Here is a 25,344-nt window from a genome sequence, read left to right on the forward strand (position 1 = left end):
AGCACTCAGGACGGGCGTCACGCGATCCGGTGAAGCGACTTCCCTCCACCCGGTTACCTGCCGAAGTCCTGCACCCAGTACCACCCCTTGGTGGTCACGCCGATCCCGATCGTGGTGAAGCTGCAGTCGAGGATGTTGCGCCGGTGCCCGTCGGAGTGCATCCAGCCGTCCATCACGGCGTCCGCGCTGGTGTAGCCCTCGGCGATGTTCTCGCCGCCGGGGCTGGGGTAGCCGGCCTGCTTCTCGCGGTCGACGAACGAGCGGCCGTCCTGCGAGGTGTGCGAGAAGTAGCTGTGCGCCGCCATGTCGTCGCTGTGCCCCTGGGCGGCGGTGTCCAGCCGCTTGTCCTCGGTCAGCGGCTGGCAGCCGGCGCCGGCGCGGGCCTGGTTGACCAGGTCCAGCACGCGGGCGGCGGACCCGGCGTTGACCGGCGGCTTGCTGGCGGTCGTGGTCGGCGCCGCGGTGGTGGTGCTGGTCGGCGGGGCCGAGGTGGTCGTGGTGGTGCTGGTCGTCGTGGTGGTGCTGGTGGTCGTGGTCGGCGACGCCGAAGTGGTGTCCGCGGGCGCGCCGGCGGTGGAGGTGACCAGGCGGTTGTTCTGCTCGTGTCCGGCGGCGTTGCCCAGCTGCTGCGACACGGACGGGGCCGTGGGCAGCGGGCTCGCCTCGCCCAGGAGCACTCCGGTCAGGGTCGCGGGCCCGACGGCGACCGACGCGCCACCGGCGCACGCGGCGCCGAGGGTCAGTCCGACGAGCATGCCGGCGGTCGCCGGTCGTCTGCTGCGGGGGCTCACGGCGCGCGACCGTACCACTAATGGGTGACACACGGGCGGGCGAACGGGGTACAACCGGACGCGGTGCCCCTTCCGGGCAGGTGGGAGGCGGTGCGCGGGATCATTGCCAGATGACAGAACAGAGCGTCCGACTCACCGCCTGGGTGCACGGTCGCGTGCAGGGCGTCGGTTTCCGGTGGTGGACCCGGAGCCGGGCGCTCGAGCTCGGTCTCGACGGCGCGGCGACCAATCTGGCCGACGGCCGCGTGCAGGTCGTCGCCGAGGGACCCGAATCCGTCTGCCGCGAGTTGCTGGCCGCGTTGAACTCCGGCGCCACCCCTGGACGTGTGGACTTGGTCGTCGAGAGGTGGTCGGAGGCCAGGGGTGTCCCAAAAGGTTTTGAAGAACGCTGAACCGCCCGCGACCCGGCTCCGTATTGGACGTTCGTGGGTCAGAGCGCGAAGCGTAGTGACGAGTTGGCACGGCAGCTGTACGGCCGCTACCGGCGGCCGCTACTGGGCTACGTGCTTCGGGCGGTGCGAGGCGATTACCAGTACGCCGAGGACATCGTGCAGGAGACGCTGCTACGCGCGTGGAAGCACTCCGACTCGCTGGAACCCGAGCAGGCCGGCCCGTGGCTGTACACGGTCGCGCGCAACCTCATCATCTCCGGTCACCGCCGCAAGGAGGCCAGAGCACCCGAGGTTCCGCTGGAGACCGATGAGCTCCCGTCGGGCTCCGACGAACTGGATCACGTATTGCAGGCCTGGCAGATTGCCGAGGCGATGCGGTCGCTCAGTCATGACCATCGCCAGGTCATCGTGGAGCTGTACTACTGCCGTCGGACCGTGTCCGAGGCTGCAACCGTGCTGGGCGTCCCCGCGGGCACGGTCAAGTCGCGCTGCTTCTACGCGTTGCGCGCGCTTCGGGGAGCGTTGGAGGAGCGGGGGGTGACCGAGCTATGAGTTGCCAGCACTCTGTGTCCCTTGGCGTCTACGTGCTTGGCTCCCTCGAACCGGGGGAGCGCTCGCAGATGGAGCGCCATCTCGCCGGATGTCCGTTCTGCCAGCAGGAACTGGTGCGGTTCTCGCCGCTGCCGGGGCTGCTGGGGCGGATCTCCTTGGCCGACTTGGAGGACATCGACGGGTTCGACCTGGACCCGAGTTCACTCGGGCCACCGGGCGACCCCGGCCTGCCCGAGCATCCGTCCATGCCGCTGCCCCGGCCGCGGCCGACCAACCGAAACCCCATGCCGGACATGGGCCGGATGCCCGACCCGAACCTGGGCCGGCATCTGGTGCCGCCGGTGCCGGAGCAGCCCCGGCCGCCGCAGCGGCCGGCCCCGCAGCGTCCGGAACCGCCCGCGCAGCAACCGAAGTCGAAGGGCCCGGCCAACCGGCGTCGCAAGGACGCCGACAAGCGCAACGGCCGGCGCAACTTCCTGACCATGGCGGCGGTTCTGGTGGCGGCGGTGGCGGTGAGCGCCGTGTTCGTGCAGCGCTCGCTGACCAGCACGCCGGTCGCCGAGCAGCCGACCGCGGTGTGGCAGGCCACCGACCAGACCAGCAAGGTCGCGGCCAGCGCCGACCTGACCACGAAGGCCTGGGGCACCCAGATCAGCCTCAAGGTGTCCAACCTGCCGGCCGGTCAGGTGTGCCAGCTGTTGGTGCACAACAAGAACGGCCAGACGCAGAGCGCCGGCTGGTGGCGCAACGGCACGGAGACGGACAGCCAGGTGCCGGCGGCCACCTCGTTCTCGGTCAACGACATCGACCGGATGGACGTGGTGACCGTCGACCAGAAGTTCCTGGTGGACCTGACCCCGAAGTCCTGACGGGGACAGGGGAAAGGGCCGACCTCAGCCAGAGGCCGGCCCTTCCCGCCGTTCCTACCAAGCGGGCAGCAGCTGCACGTCGTCGGCGTTGACGTACTCGACGCGGTGCCCGTACTGGATCTCGTAGTAGCGCATCTTGCCGACCACCGGCTTGTTCTTCGTGCCGGTCGGGTCCCAGACCGTCGGCAGGTACAGCGCCGGCGCGACACCGCCGAACACGTAACGCTGTCCGGCGCCCAGCACGTACGGCTGCGGCACGATCGCCTGCGGCGTCACACCCCCCGGGTACGCCGAGGCCTCCGGGTAGGCGCGGCCGTAGATCGGCACGGATGCCGTGCCGGGCTTGGGAGCCACCACGAAGCCGGCCGCGAACACCGCGTCCTTGGCGTGGAACCACCCCTTCTGCCCGAGGTACCAGATGGCGACCCAATCGCCCTGGCGGTCGGCGATCGCGTACTGCTGCCCGGTGGACACGCGGCTGCCGACGTCGTTGACGTCCATGGTCTGCGGCGTGCCGGTCGGGTGCAGGCCGATGTCGGTCAGCAGCGGCGAGGTGTCACTGGGCTGCGAGTGCAGCACGACCTCGCTGGAACCCCTTGCCGGGCAAGGCGTTCCGGCCTTGGTGCAGCCGGTGAACGCAACGTTGTTGCTGGCCATGTCCGGCCGGATGGTCAGCATGCCGAACGGCGGCGCCGGCAGCGACGGGAACCGCGGCGCGCCGAGCAGGTCGAAGTAGTGGGCCCAGTCCCAGTACGGGCCGGGGTCGGTGTGCTGGCCCGGGATGTTCGGCCCGGTGATGCCGGGCACGTTGTCGTGGCCCAGGATGTGTTGCCGGTCAAGGGGAATCTGGTACCTGGCGGCCAGGTAGCGCACCAGCTTGGCCGACGAGCGGTACATCGCCTCGGTGTACCAGCCGGTCTGGGCCAGGAAGCCCTCGTGCTCGATGCCGATGGAGCGGGAGTTGACGTACCAGTTGCCCGCGTGCCAGGCCACGTTCTTGGCCAGCACGTGCTGGTCGACATGCCCGTCCTGGGACCGGATCGTGTAGTTCCAGCTGACGTACTTGGGGTCCTGGATCAGCTTGAGCGTGGTGGCCCAGTCCGCCTCGGTGTCGTGGATGACGATGTAGTCGATCTTCTGCGTGGCCGGCCGGTTCGACGTGTCGTAGTTGCCGTAGTCGTCCGGGCCGGGGCCGTACTGCGCGTAGGCGGCCGGGTCGAGCTCGCACGACAGGCCGCGCGGGCACTCGGTGCCGTTGGACCTGGTCGTCGTCAGGTGCAGGTCGGCCAGCTGTCCGGTGTTCGGCGTGACGGAGGCGTCGGCACGCAGCGTGATCAGCTGTCCGTCGTCTGTGGTCCGCGTCTCACCCTGTTGGATGGTCTCGAAGACCTCGTCCGCGAAGTCCGCCGCGGAGCCGCTGTCGGTGGCGCCGCTGTACTTGGCGACGGCCGCGTACCAGTCACCGGCGTTGCTGCTGCGCTGCTTCTGGTACGAGGCGAGCAACGCGGCGCCGGCGCGGATGTTCTGCGTGGGGTCGCTGCGCACCGCCGCCGGCGTGGTGCCGGCCAGCTGCGCGGCCTGCTGGACGGTCTGAAGCGCCGCCGGCGGCACGTCGACCGGCGCGGGCGCGGGGTGCAGCGCCGGGCGGCTGTCGTCGCCGCGACCGTCGCTGTCGTCGAACTCGGTGCCCCGCGCGGTGTTCGCGGTGGCGAAGTCGGTGAGGTGCATGGGGCCGTAGCCGGCGGCCACGCTGGGCGTGCCGGCGTAGGTGTTCCACTGCGATTCCAGGTACGACACGCCGAGGAGGACCTCGGCCGGCACGCCGAATTCGGCGGCCGCCGCGTCGTACGCCTGCTGTCGGGCGGAGGTGGCGGAGGTGTTCGAGGGGGCTGCAGGGGCCGTGCCGGCGAACGGCAGCAACAGCGCTAGGCTGGCCGAAGTCGCCACCACGGCGAGGATTCTGGGCATGGCGGGATTCTCCTGGGTAGCCGGAACACCGCTTACCGTGACGCCGGTCACCATTGCCGTCAAGATCTGCCACACAATTGGCCCGGATCAGTTCATTTTTCACCGTTCGGCCCAGCGTGCGACTGGTCCGGCCGCCCGGCGGGTACCCTCTGCCGATAACCCACCCGGAGCAGACCCGCGACGAAGGTATACCGACGTGCACCTCAAGAGCCTGACGCTGAAGGGCTTCAAGTCCTTCGCCTCGGCGACGACGCTGCGCTTCGAGCCGGGCATCACCTGTGTCGTCGGCCCCAACGGCTCCGGCAAGTCCAACGTGCTGGACGCGCTGCGCTGGGTGATGGGCGAGGGCAGCGCCAAGGGTTTGCGCGGCGGCAAGATGGAGGACGTCATCTTCGCCGGCACCGCCGGCCGCGCGCCGCTCGGCCGCGCCGAGGTGACGCTGACCATCGACAACTCCGACGGCGCGCTGCCGATCGAGTACACCGAGGTGTCGATCACCCGCCGGATGTTCCGCGAGGGCGCGACCGAGTACGAGATCAACGGCAACTCCTGCCGGCTGCTGGACATCCAGGAGCTGCTGTCCGACTCAGGCATCGGCCGCGAGATGCACGTCATCGTCGGACAGGGGCAGCTGTCGGCCATCCTGGAGTCCAAGCCGGAGGAGCGCCGCGCGTTCGTCGAGGAGGCCGCGGGCGTCCTCAAGCACCGCAAGCGCAAGGAGAAGGCGCTCCGCAAGCTGGACGCGATGCAGGCCAACCTGACCCGGTTGACCGACCTGACCGCGGAGCTGCGCCGCCAGCTCAAGCCGCTGGGCAAGCAGGCCGAGATCGCCCGCAAGGCGCAGGCCGTGCAGGCCGAGCTGCGCGACTCCCGGCTCCGCCTGCACGCCGACGACCTGGTCACCCAGCGCGGCGAGCTGCACCGCGACGAGGCCGACGAGGCGGCGGCCCGCGCCCGGCGCACCGAGGTCGAGCAGCTGCTGCAGCAGGCCTCGGCCAAGCAGTCCGAGCTGGAGCAGCTGGTCGCCGACGACGCGCCGATCCTGCAGCAGGCCCAGGACACCTGGTACCGGCTGTCCGCGCTGGAGGAACGGCTGCGCGGCACCGTGCGGCTGGCCATGGAGCGTGCCCGGCACCTGTCCGCGGCGCCGGAGGCCTCCCGCGCCGGCCGTGACCCGGACGAGCTGGACGCCGAGGCCGAGCAGACCGCCGAGCGTGAGGCGGAGCTGAACGAGGCCGTCACCGAGGCCCGGATCGTGCTGGCCGAGAGCAGCGAGCGCCGCGCCGAGCTGGAACGCATGGTCACCGCCGCGGAGAAGGCGCACCTGGCCGCGGTCCGGCTGATCGCCGACCGGCGGGAGGGCCTGGCCCGGCTGACCGGCCAGGTGGAGGCGCTGCGCAGCAAGAACAACGCGTCCGCGGAGGAGATCGAGCGGCTGTCCACCTCGCTCGCCGAGGCCAACGAGCGGGCCGAGATCGCCCGTATCGAGCTGGCCGAGCAGCAGGAGGTCACCGGCACCGAGGACGAGGGCGACGCCGGCGTCGAGGAGCGGCACCTGCAGGCCGTCGAGGCCGAGAAGGCCGCGAGGGCGCGGGTCGAGGAGCTGGTCAAGGCCGAGCGGACCGCCGACAAGGAGATCTCGTCCTGGAAGGCCCGCGTCGACGCGCTGTCCCTGGGGCTCACCCGCAAGGACGGCGCCGGGGCGCTGCTGGCGGCCGGCGACCGGCTGCCCGGCCTGCTCGGCTCCGTCGCCGCGCTGCTGACCGTCGAGGCCGGGGCGGAAGTGGCGTTGGCCGCGGCCCTCGGTCCGGTTGCCGACGCCATCGCCGTGAACGGCGGTTCGGACGCTGTCGCCGCGCTGGAGCTGCTGCGGTCGTCCGACGCCGGCCGCGCGGGCCTGCTGATCGGCACCGGCGGGCCGGTGCCGGACCGGTCGACCTGGCCGGCGCTGCCGCCAGGGGCGCGGTGGGCCGTCGACCTCGTACGGGCCCCGGAGGCGCTGCGGCCGGCTGTGGAACGTGCCCTGGAGAAGATGGCCGTCGTCGACGACCTGGCGACCGCCCGGTCACTCGTCGCGCTCGGGCTGCGCGCCGCCACCCGTGAGGGTGACGTGCTCGGGTCCGATTGGGCGATCGGCGGTTCGGGGCGTGCGCAGAGCACCATCGAGGTGCAGGCCGCCGTCGATGAGGCGCAGGACAAGCTGGGCGCGGCCGAGCGGGCGCTGGAGCACGCGAGCGCCGCGCTGGCCGGCGCCCGGGCCGAGCAGCAGACCCGGCGCAACGAGGCCGCCGAGCTCAAGGAGCAGCTGAACGAGGCCAAGGTCCGGCGGGCCCGGTCCGGCGAGCGGATCAACCGGCTCAAGCAGGCCGTGCGGTCGGCCGAGGCCGAGGTGGAGCGGATCAGCGCCCAGCGGGTGAAGCTGGAGCAGGCCCGCGAGGACGCCGTCGGCAAGCTGGCGGAGCTGGAGGAGCGGCTCGCGGCCGTGCAGGAGGAGGCCGTCGAGGAGGAGCCCGACACGGCCGAGCGGGACGAGGCCGCCAACCAGCTCAACCACGCCCGGCAGGCCGAGATGGACGCCCGACTGGCGTTGCGGACCGCCGAGGAGCGGGCACGGGCGTTGCAGGGCAAGGCCGAGCAGCTGCGCCGGGCCGCCCGGGCCGAGCGGGAGGCCCGCGAACGGGCCGAACGGGCTCGCGCCGCCCGGGTTCGCGGCGCTGCCGTCGCCAACGCCGTCGTGTCCGGCGGTGAAACCGCGCTGGAGCGCATCGCGTCGTCGCTGCACCGCGCCGCCGCCGACCGGGACGCCGCGCAGGCCCGCCGCGCCGACCGCGAGGCCGCGCTGGGCACCGTGCGCGGGCGGGTCCGTGAGCTGACGACCGAGCTGGAGAAGCTGACCGACGCCGTGCACCGCGACGAGGTGGTGCGGGCCGAGCAGCGGCTGCGGCTGGAGCAGCTGGAGACCCGGATCGCCGAGGAGTTCGGCATCGGCCTCGACGACCTCGTCGCCGAGTACGGCCCGGACGTGATGGTCCCGCCGACGCCGACCGAGCTGGCCGAGTACGAGGCGGCCAAGGAGCAGGGCGAGCAGGTCACCGCGCCGCAGCCGATGCCGTACAACCGGGACGTGCAGGCCCGGCGGGCCAAGCGGGCCGAGCGGGACCTGGCCCAACTGGGCAAGGTCAACCCGCTGGCGCTGGAGGAGTTCGCCGCGCTGGAGGAGCGCTACAAGTTCCTCTCCACGCAGCTGGAGGACCTCAAGGCCACCCGGCGCGACCTGCTGACCGTGGTCAAGGAGGTCGACGACAAGATCCTGGAGGTCTTCACCGAGGCCTACTGGGACGTCGCCCGCGAGTTCGAGACCGTGTTCAAGGTGCTGTTCCCGGGCGGCGAGGGCAAGCTCATCCTCACCGAGCCCGAGGACATGCTCACCACCGGCATCGAGCTGGAGGCCCGCCCGCCCGGCAAGAAGGTCAAGCGGCTGTCGCTGCTCTCCGGTGGCGAGAAGTCGCTCGCCGCGGTGGCCATGCTGGTGGCCATCTTCCGGGCCCGCCCCTCGCCCTTCTACGTCATGGACGAGGTCGAGGCGGCGCTGGACGACACCAACCTGCGCCGGCTGATCTCCCTGTTCGAGCAACTGCGCGAGAAGTCGCAGCTGCTGATCATCACGCACCAGAAGCCGACCATGGAGATCGCCGACGCGCTCTACGGCGTCAGCATGCGTGGCGACGGCATCAGCGCGGTGATCTCCCAGCGGCTGCGCGGCGGCAAGGTGGAGAAGGCCCCCGAGCAGCCGACCCCGCAGCTCCCAGCCGCCGACGCCCCAGCCACCGACGCCTCCTCGGAACCGGCAACCGAGACCCGGTCGGAATCCGCGGTCGAGGCCGCCCCGGTTGCGGAATCCACGCCGGATTCGCCCTCAGAGTCCTGATTTCCGTGATCCCGGTGGGGACGCCCTACTCTCATGCCCCATGGGGATGCGGTTCCGTCTGCTCGGCCCGGTCGAGCTGGTCCGTGACGGCGAGCCGGTGGCGGTGCGGGCCGGCAAGCACCGGATCGTGCTGGCGACCCTGCTGCTGCACACGGGCCGCACGGTCGGCGCGCAGGAGCTGATCGACAACCTGTGGGACGAGGACCCGCCGGACGGGGCGCGGACCACGTTGCGCGCCTACGTGATGCGGCTGCGGCAGGCCATCGGCGTGCCGGACCTGATCACGACGGTGACCGACGGCTACCGCGTGGACGTGCCGCCGGACGACGTGGACGCGTGCCGCTTCGACCGGCTGCTGGCGCAGGCGAAGACGGCGAAACCGGGCCGGGCGATCGACCTGCTCACGGAGGCGTTGGCGTTGTGGCGCGGCCCGGCGCTGGCGGATGTGCCGAGTACTCGCCTGCGGCAGAACGAGGCGACGGCGCTGGACGAGCGCCGGCTGCAGGCGGCGGAGCTGCGCACGGACGCGCAACTCCAGCTCGGCCGGCACCAGGAGCTGATCACCGAGCTGCGCGCGCTGACGACGGCGAACCCGCTGCGGGAACGGTTCTGGGCCCAGCTGATGCTGGCGCTGTACCGGTCGGACCGGCAGGCCGAGGCGTTGACGATCTACCACCAGGTGCGCCGGCTGCTGGCCGACGAGCTGGCCGTGGAGCCGAGCGCGGAGCTGCGCGAGCTGCACCAGTCGATCCTGACCAGCGACCCGAAGCTGGCCCCGCCGGCGCCCAGCGTCAGCTCGCAGGCGCCGGTGTTCCGGATGCCGGCGCACGGCGGCGAGTTCGTCGGCCGCGAGACGGAACTGGCCCGGGTGAAGGCGTTGCTGGCGCCGGCGGAGCTGGATCTGGCGGTGCCGGTGGTGACGCTGTCGGGTCCGGCCGGCGTCGGCAAGACCGCCTTGGCGGTGCGAGCCGCAACGGATCTCCGCCCTCGTTTTCCGGACGGCCAGCTGTTCGTGCATCTCCGCGGACAGGCGCCCGCGCATCCGCTCACTCCGGCGGAGGTGCTGCCGCGGCTGCTGCGTGCGCTGGGCGTTGCGCCCAGCCAGATTCCCGCGGACGAAGACGAGCAGATCTCGCTCTACCGCTCGCAGCTGGCCGGCAAGCGAGTGTTGTTGGTTCTCGACAACGCTGTCACGCCGGATCAGGTCCGCCCGCTGCTTCCCGGCGAACCCGGCTGCGCGGTGCTGATCACCAGCCGAAACGCGCTGCGCGGCCTGATCGTGCTGCAGGGCGCGAGTCCGCTGAGCCTGGACGTGTTGGCCGCCAACGATTCCTGTGCGCTGCTGGCCGGGATGCTCGGCGAACGGGCGGTGAGCGCCGAGCCGGAGGCCGCTGCCGAGCTGGCCACGCTGTGCGCGCACCTGCCGCAGGCGCTGCGCATCGCCGCCGGCACGATCACCAACAACATCGCCGATTACGTCCGCCGGCTGCGCAAGGGCAGCCTGCTGGCGGCGCTCGACATCGAGGGCGACGAGGAAGCGGCCGTGCACGCGACCTTCGACCTCGCCTACGAGTCGCTGCCGCCGGCGGCCAGACAGATGCTGCGGCTGCTCGGACTCACGCCCATTCTGGAGTTCGGCGTGCTGGCAGCCGCGGCGCTCGCGAAGCTCAGCTCGGACGAGGCCGAGGTGCTGCTGGACGTCCTCGACCGGGCGCACCTGGTCGATCAGCACCAGTCCGGCCGGTTCCACCTCGACGACCTGGTCCGCCGCTACGCCGGACGCCACGCCGAGGCCGACGAGGGCGACCAGGCCCTGACCCGCTTGCGGGACAGCTACCTGCACTCCGCCGCCGTGGCCGTCGAGGTCCTCGGCCTCGCTCCGCCGTTCGACATCGGACTGCCGGCGCCGGCGGACGGCACGCCCGTGTGTCGGACGTCCGATCGCGACCTGGCGGCGGCCTGGCTCGGCGACGAACGGGCCACCCTCGTCGCCCTGGTCCGGGATGCCGCCGACAACGGCCTCCCGATGGGCTGGCGGCTGGCCGTGGTGATCAGCCGTTTCCTTGTCACGAACCGACATTCGGCCGATGCCGTGGCCACCGCACAGGCGGCCCGCCGACTGGCCGCACAGCTCGGCGACGTCTTCGGTGAGGCCGCCGCCAACTACTGCCTCGCCACGGCGCACGCCGACCTCGGCCAGACCCGGCCGGCCCTGGACCATCTGGAACAGGCCGTCGAGTTGTTCCGGGAGACGGGTTCGACCGCCGGCGAGGCCGCCGCCCTGAGCGCGTTGGCCGCCACCCACGCGGAGTTGGGCGTCACGGAGCGGGCCGCGCCGAACGCGACCGACGCGCTGTCGCTGGCCCGCGCGGCCGGCGCGACCGAGACCGAGGCCAAGACCCTGTCCCGGCTCGGCTACATCTACTTCGACCTGGGCCACTTCGACGAGTCGGTGGCGTTCCTGGAGCAGGCCCTGGACTGCTACCGGCAGATCGGGTCGCTGCCCGGGGAGGCCCTGGTGCGCAACAACCTGGCCAACTCCTACCGCGAGCTCGGCCGGTACGACGACGCGATCGCGCAGATGACCGAGTCGCTGCGGATCCGCCGCGAACTGGGCGGCGAGGACGAATTCGACGTTCTGGACACGTGTGCCGGGGTACACCTGGACATGGGCCGGCACGACCTCGCGCGGCGCGAGGCGGAGGAGTCGCACGCGCTCGCGGTCCGCGCCGGGGCGCGCGGCGCGACCGTGAACGCGCTGAACACGTTGGGCGCGCTCGATCTGGCCACCGGCCGGCCCGATGCGGCCCTCAAGCGGCACGGCGAGGCGTTGCAGCTCAGCCGCGGCATCGGCTTCGGCAACGGCGAGCTTCAGTCACAACTCGGCCTGGCCCGGGCCAAGCTGGCGCTGGGCGAGCTGTCCCCGGCCCTGGTCCATGCCCGGCAGGCGCTGGACATCGGCGACGCGGCGACGATGCGCTGCGCCGAGGCGGCGACACTGCACGTGATGGCCGAGATTCAGTTGGCGTCAGGGGAGTCGGGCCCGGCCGCCGGCCGCGCCGAGGCCGCGGTGGCGCTGGCCGCGCGGACGGGCCAGCGTCTCGTCGAGGGCAGGGCGCTGCTCACAGCGGGTCGGGGACACCGGGCGCTGGGCGCGACCGGGGCGGCCAGGCGGGCATGGGAACGGGCGGCGCAGGTGCTCGGCGCACTCGGGGTGCCCGAGGCGGGGGCGGCCGTCGACCTGCTTCGTGGTGACGGAGCGTGAAGACGCGCGGTGCGGGTACCCGTTCCGAGGGACGGGCGACGCAGCGCCGTCTGGGCGAGAATAGGGAGCTCAGCCTTCGCGGGTCGCCATGGTTGGTCGCCTCCTCCGGGTACATCGGACGTACGGCCGACTACGCTGACGGCAGACACGTCGGGTGGTTGTCGATGCGGAGCGGTCGAACTAGAGGGGGTGTCGGGTTCCATTATGGCACTTCTCGGTATCGCGTTGCGCACAAGTCTCGCACGATTGCGTGACCTGAGCGTCGCGGTGCCGAACTGGGACATGTGGAAGCAGTCGCCCCGCTGGCTCACATTCGCGCTCGCGTGCGAGATCGCGGCGGTCGTGCTGCCGATTACCGACGCCACGCAGTTTCCGCAGCGCGGAATGGATTTGTGCTGGTTGGGCGTGCTGCTGGTGCTCGGCATCGGCCAAGCCGAGCTGTCCGCGCGGATCGAGCGGATGCGCCGCTGGATGTCCGGCGAGACGCACATCAACATGACCTCGGTCTGGTACCTGGCCGGCGCGGTGCTGCTGACCCCGGCGATGGTGTCGCTGCTCGCCGCGCTTCTGTATCTCCACCTGTGGATCCGGGTCTGGCGGCACGTTCGCGCCCGGCCGCCGCACCGGGTCGCGGTGAGCACGGCGTGGGCGCTGCTGTCGTGTTTCGCCGCCTCGTCGGTGCTGCGCGTGACCGGTCTCGGCTCGCTGGACGCCGGCACGCCGTCCACCTGGCAGGCCGCGGCGATCGTGCTGACAGCCGCTCTGGTGTTCGAATTGGTCAACGCCTGCTTGGCCGCGACCGGTATTTTCCTGTACGGCCGGAAACGGTCGAGACAGGCGCTGTTCGGCACCTGGAGCGACAACGCACTCGAAACGGTAACGCTGTGTCTCGGTGGTCTGGCCGCCCTCGCATTGGTCTACCAACCCGTGCTCGTGCTCCTCGTGCTGCCGCCGTTGTTGATGTTGCACAGAAGTGTCCTCGTGAAGCAGTTGGAAGTCGCGGCGAGCACCGACGATAAAACGGGATTGCTCAATGCACTTGCATGGCATGATTCCGCACAACGTGAATACTCCAGAGCGATACGCGAGAATAGAACCTTCGGCGTACTGATGGTCGACCTCGACTACTTCAAACGGGTGAACGACACCTACGGGCACGTGGCCGGCGACGTGGTGCTCAGGGCGGTCGCCGACACCCTGCGCGGGCAGGTCCGCGACTACGACGTGGTCGGCCGCTTCGGCGGCGAGGAGTTCGCCATCCTGCTGCCCGGCACCTCCGAGCCGGGCTCGCTCACCGTCGGCGAGCGGATCCGCGGCGCCATCGCCGACCTGGTGGTCTCCGTCCCGCTGGACGGCACGGACGCCGAGGTCGACGGCCTGACCGTGTCCATCGGCATCGCCGTGCACCCGCGCGCCGGCGACACCCTGGAGAAGCTGCTGCTCGCCGCGGACACCGCGCTGTACCGGGCGAAAAGCGCTGGCCGCAACTGTGTCGTGAGCAGTACACAGACACCGTGAGGGCGTACTACACGGCGGCCACGCTGGCCCGCCTCGGCGACGAGATGGTCGGCACCGCCCTCGCGGTCTACCTGCTCACCCGCGGCATCGACCCCGCGCTGACCGGTATCACGCTCTCCGCCTACGCACTGCCGTCCATGCTCACCGGTCCGCTGCTCGGGTCCTGGTTGGACGGCACCCGCTACCGCCGGGCCGCGTTGGCGTCCAACCAGTTCGCGCTCGCGGCCGCCATGGTCGGCATCGTCGTCACGCCGGGTTGGGCCGCGCCGCCGCTGGCCGCCCTGGCGGGCCTGGCGCTGCCGATGACCAGTGCGGGCTTCTCCGCGATGGTGCCGGGGCTCGCCGGCCCGGCCCGGTTGACCCGGGCGAATTCCCTGGACTCGCTGTCGTTCAGCGCGGCGGCCATGGCCGGGCCCGCGGTTGCCGGCCTGCTGGCCAAGCTGATCACGCCGACGGGGTCGGTGCTGGCCATCGCGGCCGCCGCCATCGGCAGCGTCGTCGCGCTGGCGTTCATCGCGCCGGTGCCACCCAGCCCGCACGGCCGTCAGCCGGTGTTGACCGGGCTGCGGCACATGGTCCGCACGCCGAAGCTGCGCGCCGTCACGCTGGCGACCGTTCTCGGCTGGGGCGCGATGGGGCTGCTGATCGTGCCGCTGACCGAACGCACCGACCAGCTGGGCGTCGGCGAGGACTCGTCCGGCTTTGTCCTCACTGCCGTCGAAATCGGCTGTGTCATCACAAATGTCGCGTTGATCCGGCTCCAGGGGCGGTGGTGGACCGTGCTGGTCTCGCTGGCCGGCTACGGCGTCGCGCTGTCTACCTGGTCGCTCGCCGGCACGTTCCCGGTGTTGCTGGCGCTGGCCCTGGTCGCCGGCCTGGCCCTCGGCCCGCAGTTCCCGGCGCTGCTGGCCGCGCGCCAGCGGTACAGTCCGCCGGAGCTGCTCAGCCAGGTCGGCGCGACCGGCGCCAGCCTGAAGATCGGCGCCTACGCGCTCGGTGCCGCGTTGGTCGGCCCGCTGCGGACGGTGCTCAGCCCGGTCGGCGTGATCGCCGTGGTCGGCGTCATGCAGGTCGTGGCCGCCGCGCTGGGCTGGGTGGTCAGCCGACCGTCTCGGCGAGCACCGGAGCCCGGTGCCGTAGCGACAGCAGACCGCCGACGATCAGCGTGATGATCATGCCGGTCAGCGTGTACCAGGGGAAGGCCAGCCCGACCGACTTGCCGCTGACGGAGAACTTCAGCGACACGATGACCGCCATGGCCGCGACGGTGACCAGGAAGGCCACCACCGCGTCGGCCTGGCTGGCCCGCTTGACCAGCAGCCCGAGCGCGAACGAGCCGAGCAGCGCGCCGTAGGTGTAGCCGGTGATGCCCAGCCCGAGCTCGATGACCGGGCCCTTCGTGCTGGAGAACATCGAGCCGAACACCACGAACACCGCCGCCCACACCAGTGTCCAGACCCGCCCGTGCCGCAGCGCGGAGTCGTCCGGCAGCGGCTGTTTCCGGAACCTCAGGTACAGGTCGCTGACCGTCGACGTGGACAGCGCGTTCAGCGCGGACGCCAGCGCGCCCATGGTGGAGGCCAGGATGCCGGCGATCAGCAGGCCGGCCACGCCGACCGGCAGGTCCTCGACGATGAACTTGGAGAAGAAGCCGTCGGTGTTGGTCAGCCCCAGGGAGGCCGGTGTCGCGCCGCGGTACAGCACCCACAGACCGGCGCCGACGAGCAGGAACAGTCCGAACTGGATGAACACGATGATGCCGCTGCCGATCAGCGCCTTCTGCCCGTCGCGGAGGCTGCGGGTGGCCAGCAGTCGTTGCACGATCAGCTGATCCGTGCCGTGCGAGGCCATCGCGAACACCGCGCCGCCGACGATCGCCGTCACGAACGCGTACTGGCTGAACAGCGGGTTCGACGTGAAGTCGAAGAACTGGAGGCGGTTCCCGGCCGCGGCGATCGACAACCAGTTGCCGGGCAGGCGGCTGGCCAGCACGCCGACCGCCACCAACGCACCGCCGAGGTAGAGCGCCAGCTGCACCACGTCCACCCAGACCACGGACCGCACGCCGCCGACGTACGTGTAGATCACGGTGAGCACGGTCAGACCCAGCACGATGTGCCAGTAGGCAGTGTGAATCCCGTAACTGGCCAGGATTGCCTGGATCGGGATCGCGCCGGCGAACAGCCGCACGCCTTCCGCCAGCAGCCGCGTCACGACGAACGCCAGCGACGCGACGCCCTGCGCCGCGTTGCCGAAGCGCTCGCCCAGGAACGCGTACGCGGTGACCAGATTTCCCTTGAAGTAGCGGGGAAGCAGGATCAGCGACACCAGGATGCGGCCGATGATGTAGCCCAGCGCCAGCTGCAGGTAGGTGAAACCGGTGCCCCACACCAGGCCCGGCGTGCTGATCACCGTCAGCGTCGAGGTCTCGGTCGCCACCACCGACAGGCACACCGCCCACCACGGCAGGTTCCGGCCGCCGACGAAGTAGTCCGCGCCGGTGCGCTGCTTGCCGCGCAGCAGCAGGCCGATGACCGGCATGGCGAGCAGGTACAGCACGATGATGACCAGGTCAGCCGGATGCATCGGGCGCCTCCACTACACGCAGCTTCGACACGGGAACCTCGGGCGGTGGCGGCGGGCGCAGCGGCCCGCGGCCGGGTGTCACGGAGCCGAGCAGGCAGCCGTTGGCCGGCACGCCCTGCCAGGTCAGGAAGCCGAGCAGCGCCGTCAGGTAGCCCTCCTTGGCGTCGCTCGGCAGGCCGAAGTCGTCGCTCACACACAGTTCCGCCGGCGCGAGGCGGCTGGCGAGGGCCCGCATCAGCGTCGGATTGCGCACGCCGCCGCCGGAGGCGACGACCACGTCCGCGCCGTGCTTGCGGCACGCGTCGGCGACCGTGATCGCGGTCAGCTCGACCAGCGTGGCCATCACGTCCTCGACGGCCCGGTGCTCGGTGCCGTCGAGGTAGCCGACGTGGAACAGCTCCTTGCCGGTCGACTTCGGCGCCGGCCGCGCGTAGTACGGCTCTCGCAGCAGGAGCTTCAGCAGGTCTTCTTGCACGGTCCCGCCGGCGGCCAGCTCGCCGTCCTCGTCCCGCTGGAGGCCGACCCGGCGGGCGACAAGATCCAGCAGCGCGTTGCCCGGACCGGTGTCGTACGCGATCGGCTCGCGGCCCGGCGCGACCACGGTGACGTTGGCGATGCCGCCGATGTTCAGGGCGACCCAGGTGCGGTCGTCACGGCCGCCGAGCCAGAGCGCGTCGAGGATCGCGGCCAGCGGCGCACCATGACCGCCGCGGGCGACGTCACGGGCCCGGATGTCGGCGACCGTCGGCAGCCCCGTCGCCTCGGCGATCCACGCCGGCTGGCCGAGCTGCAGCGTGCCGAGGCAGCGGTCGCCGTCGACCCAGTGATAGATGGTCTGGCCGAGCGAGGCGACAAGGTCCAGGTCCGGGTAGCGGGCAAGCGCTTGCGATGCGGCGTCCGCGAAGGCCTGCCCGACCCAGGTGTCCAGCTGACACATCTTCGCGGCGGTGCAGTCACGCGGCGGCAGCGCGGCGAGCAGGTCGGCGTGCACGTGTTCGGGATAGGGGACGGCGTCGGCGTGCAGCGGCGTCAGCTCGACGGTGTCATCGGCCAGGCGCAGATCGGCCACGGCCACGTCGATGCCGTCCATCGACGTGCCGGAAATCAGGCCGAGCACCTTCATGCACGTTTCTTACCAAATCGAGCGCCGATGCGTTAGATGTTGACAAGGGTCGGGATGCGAGGATGGGACGGTGTTGGACTCCACCTCGCTGCTCGTGATCGGCATCGTCGTCCTGGCGGTGCTGCTCGTCGCCCTGGTGGTCGGGCTGGTGCTCGCCCGGCGCCGCCGGATCAGCATGTCGAAGAAGGAGGAGCTGGAGAAGCCCCGGACCGGCTACCAGGCCGGTGGCGGCTTCAACCTGTCCACAGGCGGTGGCACGGCCACCGCCGAACCCGTCGAACATCCGGTCGCCGACCGCACCGAGGTCGACGGCCAGCCCGGCGTCGGCGACGACGCCGCCGTGCCCCGTGACTCCGAGCGCCGCACGCTCGTCGACGTCGACCTGCCCGAACCCGTTGTCGAACCGGCGCCCGTGGCGGAGCCGGAACCCGTCGTCGAGGCCGAACCCGAGCCCGAGCTCGACGAGATCGCGCCGACCGAGGGTCGGATGCAGCGGCTGCGCGGCCGGCTGGCCCGCTCGCAGACGATGTTCGGCAAGAGCCTGCTCGGCCTGCTCGGCGCCGGCGACCTCGACGAGGACTCGTGGGAGTCGATCGAGGACCAGCTGCTGATGGCCGACCTGGGCGCGGCCACCGCCGCGGAGATCGTCGGCTCGCTGCGGACGAAGATCGTGTCGCAGGGCGTGCGCGACGCCGACCACGCGCGGGCGCTGCTGCGTGAGGTGCTGATCGAGGCGCTGCACCCCGACATGGAACGGTCCGTGCGGGCGCTGCCCAACGACGGCCGGCCGGCCGTGCTGCTGGTCGTCGGCGTCAACGGCACCGGCAAGACCACCACCACCGGCAAGCTCGCCCGCGTGCTCGTCGCCGACGGCCGGACCGTGCTGCTCGGCGCCGCCGACACCTTCCGTGCCGCCGCGGCCGAGCAGTTGGCCACCTGGGGTTCCCGCGTCGGCGCCGAGATCGTGCGCGGTCGCGAGGGCGCCGACCCCGCCGCCGTCGCGTTCGACGCCGTCAAGCAGGGCGTGGACTCGAAGGTCGACGCCGTGCTGGTGGACACCGCCGGCCGGCTGCACACCAAGACCGGCCTGATGGACGAGCTGGGCAAGGTCAAGCGGGTGGTGGAGAAGCAGGCCCTCGTCGACGAGGTGCTGCTCGTGCTGGACGCCACCACCGGCCAGAACGGCCTCACCCAGGCCCGGGTGTTCGGCGAGGTCGTCGACGTGACGGGTGTCGTGCTGACCAAGCTCGACGGCACCGCCAAGGGCGGCATCGTGTTCCAGGTGCAGCGGGAACTCGGCGTCCCGGTCAAGCTCGTCGGCCTCGGCGAGGGCCCCGACGACCTGGCCCCGTTCGAGCCGGCCGCCTTCGTCGACGCCCTGCTCGGCTGACCGGACTTCCCGTTTTGCCGTTCGGAACGGACCGTTCCTCTACTCGGAGTTTGGGAATGGTCCGTTCCCAGCTTCGGGGCGGGCGCGTTTCGGGCCGGTGACGGGGCGTGGGCGGGTCTTGACACACCGTCGGGGTGCAACGTTGGATTCTCCCCAAACCTGGACGTCGGGTTCCGTATCGTGGAATGAGCCGGGCCGCGGGGAGGCTCCATGCGACTGCGCCACCTGCTGGGCGTGCTGCCGGTGCTGGGGATGCTCGGCGGCGCCTGGTTCGCCGACCGGACCGAGCCGTACGTGCTCGGCCTGCCGTTCATCCTGTTCTGGATGCTCGCCTGGGTCGTGCTGACCTCCGTCATCCTGGCCGTGATCTACAAGCTCGACCCGGCGAACCGGAGCGGCGAGTGACCGCGCTGCTGGTGGTCGCGGCCACCGTGCTGGTCGCGGTCGTGCTGGCGGTGCGCGCCCGTCGCGGCCGGGACATGAACCTGGAGCAGTGGAGCGTCGGCGGTCGCGGCTTCGGCTCGATCTTCGTGTTCCTGCTGATGGCCGGCGAGATCTACACGACCTTCACCTTCCTCGGCGGCTCCGGCTGGGCCTACGGCAAGGGCGGCCCCGCCTTCTACATCCTCTGCTACGGCTCGTTGGCGTTTGTCATGTCGTACTGGCTGCTGCCGGCGCTGTGGCGGTACGCCAAGCGCAAGGAACTGCTGTCCCAGGCCGACTTCTTCACCGCCAAGTTCGACAGCCCGGCGCTGGGCGTGCTGGTGTCGCTGGTCGGCGTGGTGGCGCTGGTGCCGTACCTGGTGCTGCAGCTCAAGGGCCTGGGCATCATCGTCTCCGAGACCTCCGGCGGCCGGATCCCGTACGCGGTCTCGATCATCGCCGGCACGGTGGTGCTCGCGGCGTACGTGACGATCTCCGGCGTGCGGGGGTCGGCGTGGACGGCGGCGCTCAAGGACGTGATGATCCTGGTGGTCGTCGTGTTCCTGGGGATCTATCTGCCGCTGCACTACTTCGGCGGCTTCGGGGCGATGTTCCACGCGATCGACGCCGCCAAGCCGGGCTTCCTCACACTGCCGGCCAAGGGCATGAGCCCCAGTTGGTTCGTGTCCACGGTGTTGCTGTCGGCCTTCGGCTTCTACATGTGGCCGCATTCCTTCAGCGCCGTCTACACCGCCCGCGACGAGCGGGTGTTCCGCCGCAACGCGGTCGTGCTGCCGCTGTACCAGCTGATCCTGCTGTTCGTGTTCTTCGCCGGCTTCGCCGCCGTGCTGGTGGTGCCCGGCCTGAAGGGCAGCGACGGCGACCTGTCGCTGCTGCGGATCACCACCAAGACGTTCGACCCGTGGTTCGTGGGCGTCGTCGGCGGCGCCGGCGTGCTGACCGCCTTGGTGCCGGGCTCGCTGATCCTGATGACGGCGGCGACGATGCTGGCCAAGAACGTCTACCGGGTGGCCCGGCCGGCGACCTCCGACCGGCAGGTCGGTGTGCTGGCCAAGATCCTCGTGCCGGTCGTCGCCGTGGTCGCGCTGTACTTCACGTTCAACGGCGGCGACACCATCGTCTCGCTGCTGCTGATGGGCTATTCGCTGGTTACGCAGCTGTTCCCGGCGATGGTGCTCAGCCTGTGCCGCCGCCGTGTGGTCAACACGGTCGGCGCGGCCGCGGGCATCGTGGTCGGCGTGGCGATCGTCGCGGCGTTCACCGTCAGTGGGGCGACGCTGGCGGGGCTGGCGCCGTGGCTGCCGCAGCCGCTCAAGGACCTGAACACCGGCGTTGTCGCCCTGGTCGCGAACGTGCTGGTGCTCGGCGTCGTCACGATGATCACCCGTCGCCACCGTGCGGTGCGAGGTGCTCCGACCGAGTCGGTCACGGCCTGAGACCGCCACTGGATCGGGCGACGCACAGCATGCCACCCGTTGACGGAACGTCACCGAAATCGGACGGGTAGCGCGGCGGAAATGCCCTGTTAACACCGGACCGCCGACAGTTCACGCCCGCGAAACATGGCGCGAAGGCCGGTGAAACAGCCGCTGACGAAGCTTCCGTGCAACTGGCGCCCGCATGGGAGGACGATGTGAACACAGGAGACACCGCCTGGGTGTTGGCCAGCGCCGCGCTGGTCATGCTGATGACACCGGGACTCGCGTTCTTCTACGGCGGCATGGTCCGCTCCAAGAGCGTGCTGAACATGCTCATGCTGAACTTCATCGCGCTCGCCGTGGTCACCGTGCTGTGGATGCTGTACGGCTACAGCGAGGCGTTCGGCAACGACGCGTTCGCCGGACTGGTCGGCAACTTCGACAGCGCCGGGCTCGCCGGCACCGTCGGCCAGCTGACCGGGCCGAAGGACCATCAGATCCCGGTGCTGGCGTTCGTCATGTTCCAGCTGATGTTCGCGGTGATCACTCCGGCGCTGATCTCCGGCGCCATCGCCGACCGCACCAAGTTCTGGTCCTGGGTGATCTTCCTGATCGTCTGGGTCACCGTCGTCTACTTCCCGGTGGCGCACTGGGTGTTCGCCTTCGACTCCGCCGACGGCTCCACCCTCGGCGGCTGGCTGGCCAACCGGATCAAGGCCCTCGACTTCGCCGGTGGCACCGCGGTCCACATCAACGCCGGCGCCGCCGGTCTCGCGCTGGCCCTGGTTCTCGGCCGCCGCAAGGGCTGGCCGAAGGAGCCGATGCGTCCCCACAACGTGCCGTTCGTGCTGCTGGGCGCCAGCCTGCTGTGGTTCGGCTGGTACGGCTTCAACGCCGGCTCCGCGCTGGCGGCGAGCGACCTCGCCTCCGTCGCGTTCACCACGACCACCGTGGCCACCGCCGCCGCCGTGCTCGGCTGGCTGATCACCGAGCAGGTCCGCGACGGCAAGCCCACCACCCTCGGCGCGGCCTCCGGCGCGGTCGCCGGCCTGGTCGCCATCACCCCCGCCTGTGCCTTCGTCAACCCGCTCGGCGCGGCCGCCATCGGCCTGATCGCCGGCGTGGTCTGCGCGCTGGCCGTCGGCCTGAAGTTCCGGCTCGGCTTCGACGACTCCCTCGACGTGGTCGGCGTGCACCTGGTCGGCGGCATCGTCGGCACGCTGCTGATCGGCTTCTTCGGCACCACCAGCGTCAACTCCGCCGGGGCCGACGGCCTGTTCTACGGCGGCGGTTTCACCCAGTTGGGCAAGCAGGCCATCGGCGCGTTCTCCGTGCTGGCGTACTCGTTCGTGATCACCTTCATCCTCGGCTGGATCATCAAGAAGACGATCGGGTTCCGGGTCGACGCCGAGGCCGAGGTCACCGGCATCGACGAGAGCGAGCACGCGGAGACCGCCTACGAGTTCGGCGGCATCACGGGCGGCGGCCGGATCGCGGGCAAGGTGTCGGGCGTCAGCACTGTCCTGGAGGGAAGCAAGTCATGAAGCTGGTGACCGCGATCATCAAGCCGTTCGTGCTGGACGACGTGAAGGCGTCGCTGGAGCGGCTGGGCGTGCTGGGCATGACGGTCAGCGAGGTGCAGGGCTTCGGCCGGCAGAAGGGCCACACCGAGGTCTACCGCGGCGCCGAGTACGCCGTGGACTTCGTGCCGAAGCTGCGGGTCGAGGTGCTCGTCGACGACCTGACCGCGGACAAGGTGGTGGACGCCGTGGTCGAGGCGGCCCGCACCGGCAAGATCGGCGACGGCAAGGTCTGGGTCGTGCCGGTGGAAACCGTCGTGAGGGTGCGGACCGGGGAACGCGGCAACGACGCATTGTGAAAGGCGTGGCATGACCGATCTGGGGGCTGTCACGGCCGATGACCTGGTGCGGGCCAGGGATCTCCTGCTCAAGCCCGCACCGGGTCACCGCCGACTACCGGCCGAGGCGCTCCGTGAAGCGTTGGTCGACCTGCACGAGTTCTGGCTCACCGCCCACGCCGGCGCCGCTGGCGTGGGCGGTGGGGCCGCGCTGGTGGCCGTCGGCGCGTTGGGGCGGCGGGAATTCGTCCCGGGCTCGGACCTCGACCTCGTTCTCGTCCACAATGGACGCAAGGACATCGACTCCGTCGCCGAGAAGCTGTGGTACCCGCTGTGGAACTCCGGCATCGGGCTGGACCACTCGGTGCGGACCGTCGGCGAGGCGCTGCGCGTCGCCGGCAGCGACCTGCGGGTGGCTCTGGGGCTGCTGGAGGCCCGGTTCCTGGCCGGTGACCAGGAGGTCGCCGAGCGGCTGATCAACTCGGCCCGGCAGCAGTGGCGGGCCGGCATCCGGGACCGCCTCGACGAGCTCGCCGACCAGGCCAAGCGCCGGTGGACGGCGTCGGGCGAGGTGGCGCACCGGGTCGAGCCGGACATCAAGCACGGGCGCGGCGGGTTGCGGGACGTGCAGCTCGTGGACGCCCTGGCCGTCGCGCAGGTGATCGACCGTCCCGGCGCGGACGTCGAGCAGGCACGGGAGTTGCTGCTCGACGTGCGTACGGAATTGCGGCGTGCCAGTGGAAAGCCGCGGGACGTGCTGCATGCCCAGGAGGGCGACGAGGTCGCCGCCGCGCTGTCCATGGGCGATCGTTTCGGTCTCGCCCGCGCCTTGTCCTCGGCCGGGCGGACCGTCGTCTACGCCGTCGACGTAGCCCTGCGATCCGCCCGGGCGGCCGCGCCCCGTAAGGGAATCGGCGCGTTCGGGCGGTCGGCGTTGCGGCGTGGCCCGGCAAGGCGGCCGTTGGACGACGGCGTTGTCCTGCACGGCAACGAAGTCGCGTTGGCCCGGGACGCCGTGCCCAGCCGTGACGCCGGGCTGCTGCTCCGCGTCGCCGGGGCTGCCGCCCGTACCAACAGTCCTATCGCTCCGGGAACCTTGACCCGGCTCGCCGACTCCTCGCCGGAGCTGCGCAAGCCGTGGCCGCGAGAGGCCCGGGACGAGTTGTTCGAGCTGCTGGGCACCGGTCCCGGGCTGATCGACGTCGTCGAGGCGTACGACCGAACCGGCTTGTGGGGCCGGCTTTTCCCGGAGTGGGGCGCCGTTCGGGACCTGCCGCCGCGGGACCTCGCCCACACGTGGACCGTCGACCGGCACCTCGTGCAGGCCACCGCCCAGGCCGCCCGGCTCGCCACCACCGTCTCCCGGCCGGATCTCCTGCTGCTGGCGGCTTTGCTCCACGACATCGGCAAGGGGCGGGACGCCGACCACTCCGAGGTCGGTGCCGCCCTGGCCACCCAGATCGGTGAGCGCCTCGGCCTGTGGCCCGACGACGTCCGGCTTCTGTCGTCGGCCGTTCGGCACCACTTGTTGTTGCCGCACACCGCGACCCGTCGTGACGTCGAGGACGAGGCCACCGTCGCCCGGGTCGTCGAGACCCTCGGCGGCGATCCCGCTCTGCTGGAGATCCTGCACGCCCTGGCCGAGGCCGATTCCCTCGCCACCGGTCCCGGCGTGTGGACCGACTGGAAGGCCGGGCTCATCGCCGACCTGGTTCGGCGCTGCCGCTCCGCCATGGCCGGCGAGCCCTCGCCGCGTCCCGAGCCCCTCGACGCTTCGCAGCAAGCCCTGGCCCAGAAGGTTTCCCTGTCCGGCAAGCCCGATGTGCTCATCACCGAGGACGGTCAGTCCGCCACCGTCACCGTCGTCGCCCCCGACCGCCCCGGCCTTCTGTCGCGGGCCGCCGGCGTGCTTGCCTTGAACTCCCTGGAGGTCCATTCCGCCGCCCTGCGCAGCCACTCCGACGTCGCCGTCGACGTCTTCTCCGTGTCGCCGCGCTTCGGCTCCCTCCCCGACCCCGGTCTCGTCCGCGAGCAACTCACCCGGGCCATCGCCGGCGAGCTTCCCCTCGGCGAACGCCTCACCGCCAAGGAACGCGACTACGGCGGCCCTCCCGCCGACGCGCCGCCCCCTCGTGTCCTCTGGTTCGACGACGAGGCCTCCGGCGCCATCGTCCTGGAACTCCGCGCCGCCGACCGCATCGGCCTGCTCCATGGCGTAGCCGCCACCCTCGAAGGCAACAAGCTGGACGTCCGGTGGGCCAAGGTCGCCACCCTCGGCGGCACCGTCGTCGACTCCTTCTGCCTCGTCCCCCAGGACGGCGAGCAGTTGGACCCCGCCCGCCGCCGCGCCATCGAACGCGCCGTCCTCACCGCCGCCAGGGGCTGACGCCGTCCGGCCAACCCCCTGATGCTCGGAAAGGACCATTCCTGTCGTTCAACGTCAGCAATGGTCCTTTCACCCAGGTCAGGTCGCCAGCCCCTGGGCGTCGAGGCGGTCGCGAAGGCGGGCGGCGAGGTCGGCGTGGCCGAAGGTGGCCAGCGTCTTCGCCAGCTGGTCGCCGAGCAGCGGGCGGTTCCACTCGTCGAGCTCGGCGAACAACTGCTCGGCGGCCGCCAGCAGCTGATCCTCCGCAGAAACCTCCGCCGGCGCCTCGGCGGGGCCGTGGATCGCCGCGCTGAGCCGGGCGATCGGCTCGATCATGCCCACGGCCTGCGCCACCTGCTGCGGATTGCGCGATAACCACCATGCGACCGCGCGGTTGGGATCGGTGAGCATCTCGGCGGTGAACTCGCACTCCCGCCGCTCCATCTCCTTCTCGTGTTGCCACACCTGCAGCTTGCGCTGCAGGTCGTGCCGCTGGTGGACGGCTTGCAGATCCGCGTCGTCGACGCTGACGACAACATCTGTCGCCCACACGCGGAGTTGACCGTTCAACTCGTGGCAGGGCACGCCCAATTGTGTCGCCAGCTGAGCCTGCAACGCCGCACCCCCAGTCAGTTCCACGGCTGCCGCGACCGGCATGACCTGTCGGAGGATTCCGTGCTTGGCGGCTTCCAGCGGCGCGGGATGGGCTTGTGCGCCGGGGTGGGTCAGCTGGTGCAGCACCGTGCAGGAGAACCAGAAGTGGTAATCCTGGGTCGCACTGCGCACCGGCACGTTCTCGATGCGGCCCTGCCATGTGGGCGGCATGACGTACGGCTCGGCCGTGGCCAGGAACTTGGCGAAGAAACCGCGGGCCATG

Annotated in this window: 18 protein-coding genes; 13 read left to right on the forward strand and 5 right to left on the reverse strand. The window is 71.1% G+C overall.

The window, feature by feature from the left end; translation table 11 throughout:
• Positions 1-53: 53 nt before the first annotated feature.
• On the reverse strand, positions 54-791 hold the full coding sequence (locus tag BJ998_RS26320; protein WP_312890336.1) for a CAP domain-containing protein: 738 nt from the start codon (positions 789-791) through the stop codon (positions 54-56).
• Positions 792-901: 110 nt separating this feature from the next.
• On the opposite strand from BJ998_RS26320, the gene BJ998_RS26325 reads away from it, so the two are divergent.
• Genes BJ998_RS26325 through BJ998_RS26335 form a run of 3 tightly spaced genes read left to right on the forward strand, consistent with a single transcriptional unit; the run spans position 902 to position 2,604 of the window.
• Positions 902-1,183 carry an acylphosphatase gene (locus BJ998_RS26325; protein WP_184865860.1) on the forward strand — a complete coding sequence of 94 codons (282 nt, stop codon included), beginning with the start codon at positions 902-904 and terminating at the stop codon, positions 1,181-1,183.
• A gap of 33 nt (positions 1,184-1,216) precedes the next feature.
• On the forward strand, positions 1,217-1,735 hold the full coding sequence (locus tag BJ998_RS26330; RefSeq protein WP_116178414.1) for a sigma-70 family RNA polymerase sigma factor: 519 nt from the start codon (positions 1,217-1,219) through the stop codon (positions 1,733-1,735).
• Positions 1,732-2,604 carry an anti-sigma factor family protein gene (locus BJ998_RS26335; RefSeq protein WP_184865862.1) on the forward strand — a complete coding sequence of 291 codons (873 nt, stop codon included), beginning with the start codon at positions 1,732-1,734 and terminating at the stop codon, positions 2,602-2,604. The genes BJ998_RS26330 and BJ998_RS26335 overlap by 4 nt, the downstream gene beginning before the upstream one ends.
• A 54-nt stretch (positions 2,605-2,658) precedes the next feature.
• Here the strand turns inward: BJ998_RS26335 and BJ998_RS26340 are convergent, their stop codons facing one another.
• On the reverse strand, positions 2,659-4,572 hold the full coding sequence (locus BJ998_RS26340; protein WP_184865864.1) for a peptidoglycan recognition protein family protein: 1,914 nt from the start codon (positions 4,570-4,572) through the stop codon (positions 2,659-2,661).
• Positions 4,573-4,768: 196 nt separating this feature from the next.
• On the opposite strand from BJ998_RS26340, the gene smc reads away from it, so the two are divergent.
• The 4 genes from smc to BJ998_RS26360 all read left to right on the forward strand — a co-directional run bounded on the left by smc (position 4,769) and on the right by BJ998_RS26360 (position 14,452).
• Positions 4,769-8,500, forward strand: coding sequence for a chromosome segregation protein SMC (gene smc / locus BJ998_RS26345; RefSeq protein ID WP_184865866.1), 3,732 nt, complete (start codon positions 4,769-4,771; stop codon positions 8,498-8,500).
• 40 nt (positions 8,501-8,540) lie between these two features.
• Positions 8,541-11,765, forward strand: coding sequence for an AfsR/SARP family transcriptional regulator (locus tag BJ998_RS26350; protein WP_184865868.1), 3,225 nt, complete (start codon positions 8,541-8,543; stop codon positions 11,763-11,765).
• A 246-nt stretch (positions 11,766-12,011) separates the two neighbouring features.
• A complete protein-coding gene (locus BJ998_RS26355) occupies positions 12,012-13,283 on the forward strand; it encodes a GGDEF domain-containing protein (RefSeq protein ID WP_246488656.1) in 1,272 nt (423 codons plus the stop codon).
• Positions 13,280-14,452: an MFS transporter gene (locus BJ998_RS26360; RefSeq protein WP_184865870.1), complete on the forward strand. Its 1,173-nt coding sequence runs from the start codon at positions 13,280-13,282 to the stop codon at positions 14,450-14,452. The genes BJ998_RS26355 and BJ998_RS26360 overlap by 4 nt, the downstream gene beginning before the upstream one ends.
• On the opposite strand, the gene BJ998_RS26365 is transcribed toward BJ998_RS26360, so the two are convergent.
• The gene (locus BJ998_RS26365) at positions 14,382-15,869 is read right to left on the reverse strand and encodes a sodium:solute symporter (RefSeq protein WP_184865872.1); all 1,488 of its coding nucleotides are present in this window, start codon (positions 15,867-15,869) and stop codon (positions 14,382-14,384) included. The two genes, BJ998_RS26360 and BJ998_RS26365, sit on opposite strands and share 71 nt — an antisense overlap.
• A complete protein-coding gene (locus tag BJ998_RS26370; protein ID WP_184865874.1) occupies positions 15,856-16,992 on the reverse strand; it encodes an anhydro-N-acetylmuramic acid kinase in 1,137 nt (378 codons plus the stop codon). The genes BJ998_RS26365 and BJ998_RS26370 overlap by 14 nt, the downstream gene beginning before the upstream one ends.
• A gap of 73 nt (positions 16,993-17,065) precedes the next feature.
• On the opposite strand from BJ998_RS26370, the gene ftsY reads away from it, so the two are divergent.
• The 6 genes from ftsY (at position 17,066) to BJ998_RS26400 (ending at position 24,488) form a co-directional block, all read left to right on the forward strand.
• Positions 17,066-18,382, forward strand: a complete 1,317-nt coding sequence (ftsY, locus tag BJ998_RS26375; protein ID WP_184868945.1) for a signal recognition particle-docking protein FtsY — start codon at positions 17,066-17,068, stop codon at positions 18,380-18,382.
• Positions 18,383-18,592: 210 nt separating this feature from the next.
• Positions 18,593-18,787, forward strand: coding sequence for a DUF3311 domain-containing protein (locus tag BJ998_RS26380; RefSeq protein ID WP_184865876.1), 195 nt, complete (start codon positions 18,593-18,595; stop codon positions 18,785-18,787).
• Entirely contained in the window at positions 18,784-20,262 is a 1,479-nt protein-coding gene (locus tag BJ998_RS26385) for a sodium:solute symporter family protein (protein ID WP_184865878.1), read from the forward strand. The genes BJ998_RS26380 and BJ998_RS26385 overlap by 4 nt, the downstream gene beginning before the upstream one ends.
• Before the next feature lie 245 nt (positions 20,263-20,507).
• On the forward strand, positions 20,508-21,788 hold the full coding sequence (locus BJ998_RS26390) for an ammonium transporter (protein ID WP_221339165.1): 1,281 nt from the start codon (positions 20,508-20,510) through the stop codon (positions 21,786-21,788).
• Positions 21,785-22,123 carry a P-II family nitrogen regulator gene (locus BJ998_RS26395; protein ID WP_184865882.1) on the forward strand — a complete coding sequence of 113 codons (339 nt, stop codon included), beginning with the start codon at positions 21,785-21,787 and terminating at the stop codon, positions 22,121-22,123. The genes BJ998_RS26390 and BJ998_RS26395 overlap by 4 nt, the downstream gene beginning before the upstream one ends.
• Before the next feature lie 10 nt (positions 22,124-22,133).
• Positions 22,134-24,488 carry a [protein-PII] uridylyltransferase gene (locus tag BJ998_RS26400; RefSeq protein WP_184865884.1) on the forward strand — a complete coding sequence of 785 codons (2,355 nt, stop codon included), beginning with the start codon at positions 22,134-22,136 and terminating at the stop codon, positions 24,486-24,488.
• A gap of 78 nt (positions 24,489-24,566) precedes the next feature.
• Here the strand turns inward: BJ998_RS26400 and BJ998_RS26405 are convergent, their stop codons facing one another.
• Positions 24,567-25,343 carry a hypothetical protein gene (locus tag BJ998_RS26405; RefSeq protein ID WP_184865886.1) on the reverse strand — a complete coding sequence of 259 codons (777 nt, stop codon included), beginning with the start codon at positions 25,341-25,343 and terminating at the stop codon, positions 24,567-24,569.
• Position 25,344: the final 1 nt, after the last annotated feature.

The sequence above is a fragment of the Kutzneria kofuensis genome (genome assembly GCF_014203355.1).
Taxonomy (GTDB): domain Bacteria; phylum Actinomycetota; class Actinomycetes; order Mycobacteriales; family Pseudonocardiaceae; genus Kutzneria; species Kutzneria kofuensis.

Excerpts from the sequence above, each read along its gene's own strand:
- BJ998_RS26325 (WP_184865860.1), top strand. The coding sequence starts at position 902 with ATGACAGAACAGAGCGTCCGACTCACCGCCTGGGTGCACGGTCGCGTG.
- BJ998_RS26335 (WP_184865862.1), top strand. The coding sequence starts at position 1,732 with ATGAGTTGCCAGCACTCTGTGTCCCTTGGCGTCTACGTGCTTGGCTCC.
- BJ998_RS26340 (WP_184865864.1), bottom strand. The coding sequence starts at position 4,572 with ATGCCCAGAATCCTCGCCGTGGTGGCGACTTCGGCCAGCCTAGCGCTG.
- BJ998_RS26350 (WP_184865868.1), top strand. The coding sequence starts at position 8,541 with ATGGGGATGCGGTTCCGTCTGCTCGGCCCGGTCGAGCTGGTCCGTGAC.
- BJ998_RS26365 (WP_184865872.1), bottom strand. The coding sequence starts at position 15,869 with ATGCATCCGGCTGACCTGGTCATCATCGTGCTGTACCTGCTCGCCATG.
- BJ998_RS26370 (WP_184865874.1), bottom strand. The coding sequence starts at position 16,992 with ATGAAGGTGCTCGGCCTGATTTCCGGCACGTCGATGGACGGCATCGAC.
- BJ998_RS26380 (WP_184865876.1), top strand. The coding sequence starts at position 18,593 with ATGCGACTGCGCCACCTGCTGGGCGTGCTGCCGGTGCTGGGGATGCTC.
- BJ998_RS26390 (WP_221339165.1), top strand. The coding sequence starts at position 20,508 with ATGCTGATGACACCGGGACTCGCGTTCTTCTACGGCGGCATGGTCCGC.
- BJ998_RS26395 (WP_184865882.1), top strand. The coding sequence starts at position 21,785 with ATGAAGCTGGTGACCGCGATCATCAAGCCGTTCGTGCTGGACGACGTG.
- BJ998_RS26400 (WP_184865884.1), top strand. The coding sequence starts at position 22,134 with ATGACCGATCTGGGGGCTGTCACGGCCGATGACCTGGTGCGGGCCAGG.
- BJ998_RS26405 (WP_184865886.1), bottom strand. The coding sequence starts at position 25,343 with ATGGCCCGCGGTTTCTTCGCCAAGTTCCTGGCCACGGCCGAGCCGTAC.